General features: G+C 32.0%; 11 protein-coding genes and 1 other RNA gene. 5 read left to right on the top strand and 7 right to left on the bottom strand.

Features of this window, described 5'->3' with window-relative positions:
• The coding region (locus BTO05_RS14085; protein ID WP_198295254.1) for a VWA domain-containing protein at positions 1–2353 on the bottom strand (2353 nt) is incomplete at its 3' end.
• Positions 2354–2380: 27 nt separating this feature from the next.
• Positions 2381–2725, bottom strand: a complete 345-nt coding sequence (locus tag BTO05_RS03335; protein WP_157662524.1) for an Fn3-like domain-containing protein — start codon at positions 2723–2725, stop codon at positions 2381–2383.
• Between the two features lie 634 nt (positions 2726–3359).
• Between BTO05_RS03335 and BTO05_RS03330 the strand changes: the two genes are divergently transcribed.
• The 4 genes from BTO05_RS03330 to BTO05_RS03315 all read left to right on the top strand — a co-directional run bounded on the left by BTO05_RS03330 (position 3360) and on the right by BTO05_RS03315 (position 7517).
• The gene (locus BTO05_RS03330; protein ID WP_087491294.1) at positions 3360–3854 is read left to right on the top strand and encodes a SixA phosphatase family protein; all 495 of its coding nucleotides are present in this window, start codon (positions 3360–3362) and stop codon (positions 3852–3854) included.
• Positions 3855–3917: 63 nt separating this feature from the next.
• Positions 3918–5975 (top strand): polyphosphate kinase 1, encoded by a 2058-nt coding sequence (gene ppk1 / locus BTO05_RS03325; protein ID WP_087491293.1) that lies wholly within the window; start codon positions 3918–3920, stop codon positions 5973–5975.
• A gap of 1 nt (position 5976) precedes the next feature.
• Entirely contained in the window at positions 5977–6882 is a 906-nt protein-coding gene (locus BTO05_RS03320; RefSeq protein ID WP_087491292.1) for a Ppx/GppA phosphatase family protein, read from the top strand.
• A gap of 95 nt (positions 6883–6977) precedes the next feature.
• Positions 6978–7517, top strand: coding sequence for a porin family protein (locus BTO05_RS03315; protein ID WP_087491291.1), 540 nt, complete (start codon positions 6978–6980; stop codon positions 7515–7517).
• A gap of 48 nt (positions 7518–7565) precedes the next feature.
• On the opposite strand, the gene BTO05_RS03310 is transcribed toward BTO05_RS03315, so the two are convergent.
• The 3 genes from BTO05_RS03310 to dnaX are packed head-to-tail and all read right to left on the bottom strand — an operon-like array spanning position 7566 to position 10464.
• Positions 7566–8147: a tRNA-(ms[2]io[6]A)-hydroxylase gene (locus tag BTO05_RS03310; RefSeq protein ID WP_087491290.1), complete on the bottom strand. Its 582-nt coding sequence runs from the start codon at positions 8145–8147 to the stop codon at positions 7566–7568.
• A 4-nt stretch (positions 8148–8151) separates the two neighbouring features.
• On the bottom strand, positions 8152–8733 hold the full coding sequence (locus BTO05_RS03305) for a hypothetical protein (RefSeq protein WP_087491289.1): 582 nt from the start codon (positions 8731–8733) through the stop codon (positions 8152–8154).
• A 9-nt stretch (positions 8734–8742) separates the two neighbouring features.
• On the bottom strand, positions 8743–10464 hold the full coding sequence (gene dnaX, locus BTO05_RS03300) for a DNA polymerase III subunit gamma/tau (protein ID WP_087491288.1): 1722 nt from the start codon (positions 10462–10464) through the stop codon (positions 8743–8745).
• Positions 10465–10564: 100 nt separating this feature from the next.
• On the opposite strand from dnaX, the gene rnpB reads away from it, so the two are divergent.
• Positions 10565–10901: RNase P RNA component class A (rnpB, locus tag BTO05_RS03295), an RNA gene on the top strand.
• Positions 10902–10934: 33 nt separating this feature from the next.
• Here rnpB and rsmD read toward each other — a convergent pair.
• Together rsmD and BTO05_RS03285 are read right to left on the bottom strand one after the other, a co-directional pair.
• Entirely contained in the window at positions 10935–11483 is a 549-nt protein-coding gene (gene rsmD / locus BTO05_RS03290; RefSeq protein ID WP_087491287.1) for a 16S rRNA (guanine(966)-N(2))-methyltransferase RsmD, read from the bottom strand.
• A complete protein-coding gene (locus BTO05_RS03285) occupies positions 11483–12217 on the bottom strand; it encodes a DUF3822 family protein (protein WP_157662523.1) in 735 nt (244 codons plus the stop codon). Before BTO05_RS03285 ends, rsmD begins: the two co-directional genes overlap by 1 nt.
• Positions 12218–12231: the final 14 nt, after the last annotated feature.

The raw sequence follows: 12231 nt of genomic DNA, 5'->3' as shown, positions 1-12231 counted from the left end.
CCGTAGCTGTAAAATCACCAGAGATATCATAAGGGCTCGTACCACCAGCAAAGCTAATAGTAATCGCACCGTCAGTTAAACCGAAACAAGAGATTTCAGAAGCTACTGTAGCATTAGCCGTTACGTCAGAAGGCGCAGCAGCAATAGTAGCACTAGCCGTTTCAGTACAACCGTTAGCATCTGTAATTGTATAGTTATAAGTTCCAGCAGCAAGACCAGTATGCGATTGGTCCGTTGTTACGTCAGTAGCTGTAAAGTCACCAGAGATATCGTAAGGACTTGTACCACCAGCGAAGCTAATAGTAATCGCACCGTCAGTTAACCCGAAACAAGAAATTTCAGAAGCAACCGTAGCATTTGTAGAAAGTGCAGTGTTTGGTTCGGAGATGTTATAAGTTTCTTCTAGTACACAAAGATTTGCATCAATTATTGTAATTGTATAATCACCTGCCGCTAAATCTTCAATATCTTGTGAAGTTGCAATTTCATTAACACCATCACTCCAAGTATATGTATATGGTGCTGTTCCACCGATGACATCAATATCAATTGCACCAGTACTAGTACTATAGCAATCAACTTCAGTAAGCACTGTATTTGTTATTGTTATTGCAGGTGTTGGTTCTCCAATAACAATATCTGTTGATACATCAGCAGCACAGGTATTAGAATCCGTAACTGTAACATTATATGTGCCAGCTCCAACATTTGGTAAATCCTCAGTAGTTTCACCATTACTCCATAAAAATGTGTAAGGAGGAACACCACCAGTTACACTGATATTTATAGACCCACTTTCTTCACCATTACACAATGCATCAGAAAAATTATCCAATGTTACCTCTAATAATGGAGCTAATATGATTTGATTGGTCGACTCCATCATTGGTAATGTACAGTTATTACCATAAGTACCGTTATAGCTTAGTGTGGCTGCGATGTTTCCTACTAAATCTTCAGTTCCTGTATATTCAAAAGTTCCAGAAAGCTGAGAAGCTGTACCTATTTGGACACCATTAAGTGTAAAAATCCATGTAAAATCGGTTGCAACAGGAGAACAATCAGGGCCATCTGTTAGTGTACCTGTATAATCAAAGAAATTTGTACATCCCTGTCTAGTAAAATCACTATCAAGTACAGGACATGGTACACAAACTTGTGGATTTACAAATGTTAATTGCGCTATATCACAAGATGCATTTTCATAATTCATGACTGAGTTACCAAAAATTCCAAGCCCACACACATCTGTAGATGTTGGTATTATTGAATAGTTCATAGTTACCGTTTCATTACCTATTTCATCTAAATCCCAGCTTATAGATTGACCATTCACAAGCGGTAATCCCTTACTAACAATAACACTTCCAGGGACAATCTGCCAACCAATACCTATATTATCTGATACCAAGAAGTCATTTGATAACTGCTTAGCAACTGCGGATAGCTGTCCCAATATATTAAGATATATACCATCTAAGTCAGCAGCATCAAATGTAATATCGGCACCATCAGTATTATCCATACCATTTAAGGTGAAAGTTGCATTATTCAGTCTTACTGGATCGTTTTGATAGAAATTTAATAACCCAACACTAAAAACAGTTTGCTCAAATATTTCTCCAGCTATGACTGTAGTTTGCGCATCTATACCTGCTGCTATAGCACGTGTAATACAATCTGTATCATTACCTCCTGAATTTGGTTGATTTAAATCTACATCGTCTTGACAACCATCGCCTGAACCATCTGGATTGAAACTTCTAGTTGGTACACCATCTGAAAGCATTATAATAGATCTTGATGTATCACAATCAAATGTCCCTTGCGAGGTCATCAATTGGTCTGCTTTTATCATGCCATCTTGTACATTGGTGGTACCACTAGCAACCAAACTGTTTACAGCAAGCGTAAGTGTCGTTCTGTTAGCAGCAGTATCAAGTAATAAATTAGTATCTGTAGTTGCCGTTGCGGAGTAAGAAACAATTCCTACTTTATTCAATCCTGTTGGATTATTAATGGGTAAAAACAAATTGTCAATAAAATCTAAAGCGGCATCTTTGGCAAAGTCTAAAGCAATATCTCCGTTAGAGTCTACAAAACCCATACTACCAGATCGGTCAAGAACTAGGACAACTTCCACTGGTTTTGAAGGTGGTGTTCCAGTAATGGTTGTAGTAATATCAAATTGGTTACAGTTATTAGGATTTTCAATGGCTATTTTATCAATGTCCACAAAAGGGTCATTATTTTGTGCGTTTGAAAGTGAAAAGCACATCAAAAACGTTAAGCCTACTATCCATTTAGTAAGCTTATTAATCTTTATGTTTTGAAATAGTAGATTATATTTCATAAAATATTTTTTAAGTAAATTTCTTAATTACTCTTGGTTAGTTGCTATATATGTACTCAATATCACGGAATCCGCTTCAGCACAGTCTTTCGTTGCGGCTATAATTTTTGTACAACCCCATTTATTCATTTCTGTACCTTTAGGAGCAGTAATTGTAACCGTGAAATCAGTTACTTGTCCTGGATATACTGAAACGTTTTTTAAATTATCTGAAAATGAAACTAACACATCAACATTGGCTTCATTTCTTTGTCTTCTTAAGGTTTTGTTAGAACAATCTGAAGCTGATTTTACGGCAGTCACTGAATACGTTTGCATTTTGGTAGATGTGTTCTCAATGCTCATGGCAAAAATGGTTTTATTACCATTCATTGAACTAATAGATTTAAACGTTCTATTTTTTTTAACATCTAAATTCGTATTACAATTCTGAGCCAGAGCGAATGCAGGTAGTAAAATTAAAATAAACCTAAAAACATAAATTAATTTATTAGTTTTTTGATAATTACAATTGTACTTGTTTTTCATAATGCTAAGTGTTATCTAAAATATTTATGCGCTGAAAGTTTGAACTGGAATATTTTGAATATTCTAATACTAACCAACAACATTTTCTTTTCTTATGTTTTATTAGAGGGAGTCGTACTTTATTGCAGTACTAAATGGATTTATTAATTTATAATAGCTAAGCAAAAAAACGTACAAGTACCTTTAGTAGCAAATAAATCTCCCTAAGTACAAGAATAATCGTTGACAGGACTTATTTGTTACTTTAACAGATTTAATTGCTCTTAAGCTATACTTATTACCTTTTGTTTATATATTAACAGTTAAACCAATTTTTATGTTAATAAAAAGTAAAATTATCACATTTTTTTATTAATTTTTAAAATAAACATAATTTAAGTTGTATAAGACAATACTGATTTAGTTTAATAATTTGCCGCAATGTATAACTATAATCTGATAAATAAAACATTTAAACGTAAAAAATTGCATTTCATCGATGATAAATAAAAAAATAATTCTTGTAAGGCATGGTAAATCTTCTTGGGGGCATAATGTAAGTGATAGAAATCGACCTTTAAAAAAAAGAGGAATTAATGATGCATTAATCATTTCTACCGAATTCAATAAAAAAAAATATAAAATAGAAAAGGTTTATTCCAGTCCTGCTAAGAGAGCTCATAGTACTTGCGAAATATTTGTAAATAACCTTGGATTGGCAAAAGATTCAATAAGCATCGTAGATAGTTTATATGATTTTTCTGGAGAAAATGTCATGCACTTTATTAATACTTTAGATAATAGTTTAAATACGGTACTCATTTTTGGGCATAACCACGCATTTACTTCAATTGCAAATACTTGTGGTGACATGTATATTGACAACTTGCCTACTTCTGGTTTGGTCGTTTTGAATTTTAATATTGAAACTTGGGAACACGCTAAGTATGGACAAACCGAGCTTGTTATGTTTCCTAGAGATTTTAGACCATAATTTTTGCATAATATAGTAGTACTTGTTTTCTTGAACGGTTATATTTGAAAAAAGATTTTATTGATGAGTAAACTTGACCATATTTATGTAAATCGTGAACTAAGTTGGCTACAATTTAATGCTCGTGTGCTTCAAGAAGCTGCTGATGAAAATGTACCATTGATAGAGCGCCTCCGATTTATAGGCATATTTTCTAATAATTTAGATGAATTTTTCAAAGTACGATATGCAACAGTAAAGCGCATTGATCAGGTCGGAAAAGCAGGGAAAAATCAACTTGGTGGAATAAAAGCAAGCGATTTACTTAATAAAATTACTGAAATAGTAATTGGTCACCAGACTACAAGTCTAGAGATTTTAAGTAGTATATATAAAGAGTTAGAAAAAGAAAATATACATGTCATTGACGAAACTAAAATCCAAACATTTCATCACGACTTTATTAAAAACTATTTCTTTCAAGAGGTAAGTCCAGCACTAGTTACTATTATACTCAGTGACGATGTAGAGTTGCCATTGCTAAAAGATACAGCAGCATATCTTGCTGTAAAGATGAATTTGAAGAATGGGACTAACCAATATGCATTAATAGAAATATCTAAAGCTATGGATAGGTTTGTCGTTTTGCCAGAGCATAACGGCAAAAACTATATCATATTAATAGATGATCTGCTGCGTTACTGCCTAAAGGATATTCTTAATGTATTTGATTATTCATCAATTTCAGCAAATATGATTAAGATTACTCGTGACGGAGAGTTAGATTTTGATAGTGATTTGAGTAAAAGTTTCATGGCAAAAATTTCTGATAGTGTAAAAGACAGGCAGATTGGAGAACCTGTCAGATTTGTATATGACAAAACTTTGGATGATGATACTCTAGAGTACCTTATGGAAAAAATGGGCATTGATAGTAAAGATAGTGTTATACCTGGAGGACGCTATCATAATCGTAGAGATTATATGGGTTTCCCGAGTTTAGGTAGAAAAGATTTGCTTTACGAAAAAATAACACCTTTACCAGTAAAAGGGCTCAACCTTCAACAAAGTGTTTTTAGTGCCATTTCCAAAAAGGACTTTATGGTACATACACCATATCATACATTTTCTTATGTCGTTAGATTTTTAAGAGAAGCTGCATTAGATCCACAAGTTAGGTCTATAAAGATAACTATATATAGACTTGCGCAAATTTCTCACGTAGCAAGCTCTCTAATAAACGCAGCTAAAAATGGAAAAAAAGTAATTGTTTCTATTGAGTTGAGAGCACGTTTTGATGAAGAAGCTAATATTAAATATGCCGAGCAAATGCAGAGCGAAGGTGTTACTATGTTATTTGGTGTTCCTGGTCTAAAAGTGCATAGCAAGATGTGCATTATAGAGCGAGAAGAAGAAAAAAAGCTAAAGCGCTATGGTTTTATTAGTACTGGAAATTTTAATGAATCCACTGCACGTATTTATACAGATTTCACCTTATTAACTGCCGACCAAAAATTACTTAAAGACGTCAATAAAGTATTTAGCTTTTTTGAGGTAAACTATAAGATTTATAGATACAAACATATTATAACCTCACCTCATTATACGCAGACCAAATTATTTACACTAATTGATAATGAAATTGCTAATGCAAACGAAGGTAAGCCAGCTTATGTAAAACTTAAAATGAATAGTATAAGTAGCTACAAAATGATTGATAAGCTTTACGAAGCAAGTAATCATGGTGTAAAAATACAAATGATTGTAAGAGGCATCTGCTGTTTAGTGCCTGGCGTTGAAGGCATGAGTGAAAATATTGAAGTAATTAGTATTGTCGACAAATTTTTAGAGCATACAAGACTTTATATTTTTGGAAATAATAGTGACCCAAAAATATACATATCATCTGCAGATTGGATGACTCGTAATATTGAGAATAGAGTAGAAGTAAGTTGCCCAATTTATGACACCGGTATTAAGAAAGAATTACAAGACATGTTTGAAATTTACTGGATGGATAATGTAAAAGCTAGAGTCATAAGCCAAAATCAAGATAATAGTTATAGAGTTGCATCTTCTGGTAAAAAAATTAGATCACAATTTGAAGTGTATGAATACTACAAAAACCAATTAGAAAACTAATATGCTAAGTATAAAAAAATATGGAGCAATTGATATTGGTTCAAATGCGGTTAGGTTGCTTATTATGAGTATAATAGAGCAAGAAGATAAGCCTGTTGTTTTTAAGAAAAATGCACTAGTTCGTGTCCCGATAAGATTAGGTGCAGATGTTTTTGTTAATGGTAATATTTCAGAATATAACATAACTAGAGTACGAGATACAATGAAAGCTTTTTATCTTTTAATGAAGTCTCATGGAATTATTAATTACAAAGCATGTGCTACATCTGCAATGCGTGAAGCTTTAAATGGTAGATTGGTTTGTGATTTAGTAGAGAAAGAATGTAATATTAAAATTGATGTTATTGACGGAGAAGAAGAGGCAACAATAATCGCTGCAACAGATTTAAATAAATTTATTAATCCCAATAAAACATATTTGTATGTTGATGTTGGTGGTGGAAGTACAGAGTTTTCAATTATTCATAACTCTGAAAAAGTAGAATCGAAATCTTTCAGAATAGGTACAGTTAGGTTGCTTAACGATAGTGTAAAAAATGAAACTTGGAGAGGACTTGAAGATTGGATTAAAACAAATACTAAAGTTTATGACAAAATTGAACTCATAGGTTCTGGTGGAAACATCAACAAAATATTTAAGATATCTGGTAAAGATATAGGTAAACCACTTTCATATTTTTACTTAACCAGCTACTATAATAACTTGCAAAACTATACCTATGAGGAAAGAATTACAGAGCTTAATCTTAATCAAGATAGAGCAGATGTGATTATTCCTGCGTTACGTATTTATTTATCTGCAATGAAATGGAGTGGCGCAAAAGATATTTTGGTGCCAAAGATTGGTTTATCAGATGGTATCATAAAAAGCATGTATTATAAAACTATTAGCAGTACATCCCTTTAGTTTGCAGTTGGTCTTTTTTTTCTCATCAAAAATCTTATTATTATTTTTTTTAAACAGATATAATATATATTCGTCCCATAAATAATTAAATTCTTATGAAAAAAGTTTTACTTACCTCAATCTTATTATTATTCATCTCATTGAGTTTTTCTCAAGGATATGGTGCTACTAAATATGGTGTTAGAGCTGGTGTAAATATTTCTAATTTAGATTTTGATCCAGCACCTATAGATAGAAACTTACACAGAAATGGATTTTACTTCGGAGGTTTTGCTGAATTTGCTATTTCTGAAAGTTTATGGTTAAATACAGAATTGCAATTTTCTTCGGAAGGAGCTAAAGATGAAAATTGGAAAGCAAATTACCTTAGTCTACCAATCCAATTAAAATTTATGGTTGGTGAAAAATTTTCAATTGGCGTTGGACCACAATTAAATTTAAAGACTTGGAAAAGTTCAGATGCTTTTGGTACTTTTAATTTTGCTGGTGTTGGCGGTGTTCAATATCAAATATTTGAAGATTATTTTATCGAGGTAAGAGGTGTTTATGGTTTCTCTAATATGTTAGACGATGCTCTTGCACCACTCGAAGCTAAACAGTTTGTTATCCAAGCCGGTATCGGTATAAAAATATAAATTCACACTTAATACATAAAAAAAAGCCTCTTTATAAAGAGGCTTTTTTTATCCATGTATCGTCTCTTTGTTCCCTAGAGATTGCATGATTTCTGCTTCGTAAATTAGTAGGTCTTCCCATTTTTTATTGACTTCCTCCTTGTTACCATATTTTCTAGCAAACTTTAAAAACATGGTGTAGTGTCCAGCTTCGCTAATCATAAGTTTACGGTAAAACTTGGCTAATTTCTTGTCCTCTAACTCTTCTGATAAAAGCCTGAATCGTTCACAGCTTCTTGCTTCAATCAATGAAGCATATAATAGTCTATGAACTAATTGTGTAGTTCTGCTACCACCTTTTGGGAAGAACTTCAATAATTGAATAACATATTCATCTTTACGGTCACGACCAAGTATCCACCCTTTTTCTAAAATAAGGTCATGTACCATTTTAAAATGACTCATTTCCTCGTTTACTAGCTCTATCATTTCCTGAACTAGTTCTGTATATTCAGGGAAACTGACAATTAAAGAAACTGCGGTACTAGCAGCTTTTTGTTCACAGTAAGCATGGTCAGTTAAGATGTCTTCAATATTTTTTTCTACGATATTAACCCAACGAGGATCAGTTGGTAGTTTAAGTCCTAGCATATAATTAATAATTTAAGTAAACGATATCTAAAGTTCCATCTTCTTTAATACGCAAAGTTTGCTCTGAATAAAGCCTGCTTTGAGGAATCGCATAGCCAATATTGATTAATACTTCCGTTTCTAATGATGGTTTATCATAAAGTTCTATATATTTTAAAACTGATTTTTTATGAAAATCATAAAAGGGTTCATTAGCTTTTAAATCATCACTAAAACCTAACAGTTTATTTACTTTTGATTTATCAAAACTATCTGAGAAGATGAGTTTTCCTTCTTTTTCAACCAATATTGAAAATTTAAAATTCCTATAAGTTGTAATGTGATTAACTGTATCTTTTTGGGAAGAAATTTTTACAGAATTATCAAGGTCAGTAACAACTTTAAGCTTGACTCTAAAACCATTGGATAAAGTAGAGTCGACAGTTTTTTGAATAGCAGTTTCTGGAATAAAATGCAATTCTTTTAGTGAGGTTTGAGCTTTAAAATCTTCAATACTTTCCGATAAAGCTTTACTAGAAGAAGTTCTTCCGTCACAGCTTACAAAACCCAAAACCAAAACAAAAAATATGTAGATGTAATTCTTCATAACAATAGATTAAACGTCTAAACCAAAGGTTTGTTTTAGAATTTCAATATTTGGATTCTTCTCTTTTAACTTTTCATACTTTTCTTGAGGAGTAAAAGCGTATTTTTTTGCCACTTCTTCGTTTACGGTGATGTCTAAGTGTAAGTCAAAGTTTTTGCAAAGCTTACGTAAATGTGCTAATAATGGATATTGTGCACGCTCTAATTCAATCTTACTAGTGTTGTTTGAGTAGGTTAGACATATAGCAGTACCTTTAAGTTTGGGTATTTCCATTTCCATTATAGATGCCATAATTTTCTCACCTTTTCTATGAAGCATCTTTATATAGCTATTCCAAGTTTCTATTAATTTTTCTTCAGTGACAGGTTCTTTAGGAAGATTTTCTTCGTCAATAACCACATCCATTTGACGAATAAGATGTTCTTTCTTCTCTTTAATACTTTTTAGAGATAAACCAGAAGTTACTTTTGCAGGTTTATTGATAGATATTTTTGGAATAATAGGTTCTGAAACTTTAGCTACTATTTCTTCTTTTATTTCAATTTTCGTTGGAGAAGATGGAGTATGAGTAGTAACTTCTTTACTATCTGGTTTTTTGACAGGAATTGGTGTTATTCCTTTTGACTTAAAGTACGACGGTGGAATTATGTAATGTCTGCTATTTTTTTTTTCTCCATCAAAAGTGATAGAGGCAAGTTGCATAAGTGCTAGTTCAACAAGTAAGCGTTGATTTTTGCTAGTCTTATACTTTAAATCACAATCGTTAGCAATGTCTATGCCTTTGATTAGAAAGTTTTGAGAGGATTTTTGTGACTGCTCTACGTATTTGACTTTAGTATCATCTCCAACTTCTAAGAGTTCTATTGTTGATGGGTTTTTACAAACCAATAAGTCTCTAAAGTGAGAGGCCAATCCTGCGATATAATGATGCCCATCAAAACCTTTTGATAAAACAGTATTAAAATGAATTAATAATTCAGGTATTTTATTCTCTAAAATTAAATCTGTACTAGTAAAATAAGTTTCGTAATCAAGAACGTTCAAATTCTCGGTAACAGCTTGTCTTGTTAGATTCTTTCCTGAAAAACTGACAACACGGTCAAAGATTGAAAGCGCATCACGCATAGCACCATCTGCTTTTTGAGCTATAATATGCAGTGCATCATCTTCGGCAGTAACACTTTGTTCTTTTGCGATAAATTTTAAATATTCTTTAGCATCTTTTACTGTGATGCGTTTAAAATCAAAAATTTGACAACGTGATAATATGGTTGGAATAATTTTATGTTTTTCAGTAGTAGCAAGAATGAAAATACAGTGTTTTGGAGGTTCTTCTAATGTTTTTAAAAATGCATTGAAAGCTGCCTGAGATAACATATGTACCTCATCAATAATATAAACTTTGTATTTACCAACTTGAGGCGGAATACGAACTTGATCTGTTAAACTTCTTATGTCATCTACAGAATTATTTGAAGCGGCATCAAGTTCAAAAATATTAAAAGCAAAATCTTCCTCTTCTTTTGTATTCCCATCACTATTAATCATTTTGGCCAGTATACGAGCACAAGTGGTTTTTCCGACACCACGTGGACCTGTAAATAGAAGTGCTTGCGCTAAATGATTATTTTCGATAGCATTAAGTAAAGTGTTTGTAATGGCTTGCTGTCCCACAACATCCTTAAATGTCTGAGGTCTATATTTACGTGCCGATACTACAAAATGCTCCATTGAAAAGTACTGAATTACAAATTTAACAATAACCATTAAAAACCCATTTCCAAAGGTCAGAATTTAATAGGAGTTATTAACAATTTGATTACTTTTGCCGCAAGTAGATTGCCTTATCGATTCTAACTTTTGTTAGGGTAGGAAAGTCCGAACACCATAGTGTAATCATAGTGGTTAACAGCCACCAGTCGTAAGGCTAGGAAAAGTGCAACAGAAAGGATGTACAGGTAATGCTGTAGTGAAATCAGGTAAACTCTATGTGGTGCAATGTCATGTATATTAACGTTTGAGCGTACACGCGCAATGTTAAAGGGTAGACAGCTAAAGTTTACTAGTAATAGTAAACATAGATAAATGATAAGGGCTCTTTCTTTTTTAGAAATTCTTTTTCTTAAAATGAAAAAGTACAGAATTCGGCTTATAGATTTACTTTTTTAAAACAGGCCTTTTGCAGTGCAAAGGGCTTTGTTTTATTCTTCAGTCTTTGTTTCGAAAAAGCTAAACATATTACCACCATAACTTTTGGAATACGAAAAATGTTTTAATTCGTTAAGTTTTGTATGTTTAGAATGTTCTACAATTAACAAACCCTCATCGTTTAAAATCTCGTTGTCAAAAACAAGTTGTGGTATTTTTGCGAATTCTTTTAATTCAAAACCATATGGTGGGTCAGCAAAAATGATATCGTGTTTTTGTTTTGATTTTTCTAAAAACTTGTAGACATCACTTTTAATTGTGTTAATAGGCATATCAAAGCTTTCGGTAGTTTGACTTATAAATTTTACACACCCATAATTTGAATCAACTGCCAATATATTTTCTGTACCACGAGAAGCAAACTCATAACTTATGTTTCCTGTACCCGAAAATAAATCTAGTACAGATATATCATCAAAGTAATATAAGTTGTTTAGGATGTTAAATAAGGCTTCTTTTGCCATATCTGTCGTCGGTCTAACAGGTAGCTGTTTTGGAGCCGTTATTCGTCTTCCTCTATATTTTCCTGATACAATACGCACTAGAAACTGTTTTTTATTAAAAAGTCATTATGATTATCCATAAAACTGACATTTCGGATATACTTATATGCTATTTTATACAAAGCATCATCTTTATTAATGATACCTGACAACTTAAGATGTAAACTATCTGGATTTAGTAACTCTTGCTCACAAGTAAAAAGTATATAGTAGATAAAATCTTCTGGACTTGTAAATTCAAAATAATTGTAAAGCTTAATGTCTTTTTCTTTTGTCACTAAAACTTGCATAGATCCACTATCGACATTTATGTGTAATAAATCTTCATTGCTTAATTCAGATTTAAAAACAGTATCAATAAATAGTGTAGAGGCGTGAGTATAGGTAAACTCGCCAAATGTTTCAAAAATATAATTATTGATATTTACATACGGAACATATATGCTAATGATATCTTTTAATTTAATTTCATCAGAAGCTATAAAGTCAGTTTTTAATATTTTAGAATTAAACTTTAAATATTCTGCATTATTAGTTGCATCATAAAGTGGTTTTGGTACTAAGGTAGATAGCTCGTTATAATGAATAACTTTTACAGTATCAAAGTCATCGGAGAATACAGTATTTGAAGCCAACTCTTCTTTTAGTTTGTTTAAAGTTTCAAAAGGTGTTTGCTTTTCTCCAAACCATATTGAATTGAGATACTCAACAGTATTGGAAGTTCTATTAAGTATACAAAAAGAAAGTCCATTCAAATTAACTTGAATGGACAATTTTTTTATAATTT

Source organism: Winogradskyella sp. PC-19 (assembly GCF_002163855.1).
Classification (GTDB): domain Bacteria; phylum Bacteroidota; class Bacteroidia; order Flavobacteriales; family Flavobacteriaceae; genus Winogradskyella.
The sequence above is the reverse complement of the archived record's forward strand: the minus strand, read 5'-3'. Positions and strand labels throughout refer to the sequence as shown.

Coding starts and splice junctions, on each gene's coding strand:
- BTO05_RS03335 (WP_157662524.1), bottom strand. CDS start 2,725: ATGAATGGTAATAAAACCATTTTTGCCATGAGCATTGAGAACACATCT.
- BTO05_RS03330 (WP_087491294.1), top strand. CDS start 3,360: ATGATAAATAAAAAAATAATTCTTGTAAGGCATGGTAAATCTTCTTGG.
- ppk1 (WP_087491293.1), top strand. CDS start 3,918: ATGAGTAAACTTGACCATATTTATGTAAATCGTGAACTAAGTTGGCTA.
- BTO05_RS03320 (WP_087491292.1), top strand. CDS start 5,977: ATGCTAAGTATAAAAAAATATGGAGCAATTGATATTGGTTCAAATGCG.
- BTO05_RS03315 (WP_087491291.1), top strand. CDS start 6,978: ATGAAAAAAGTTTTACTTACCTCAATCTTATTATTATTCATCTCATTG.
- BTO05_RS03310 (WP_087491290.1), bottom strand. CDS start 8,147: ATGCTAGGACTTAAACTACCAACTGATCCTCGTTGGGTTAATATCGTA.
- BTO05_RS03305 (WP_087491289.1), bottom strand. CDS start 8,733: ATGAAGAATTACATCTACATATTTTTTGTTTTGGTTTTGGGTTTTGTA.
- dnaX (WP_087491288.1), bottom strand. CDS start 10,464: ATGGAGCATTTTGTAGTATCGGCACGTAAATATAGACCTCAGACATTT.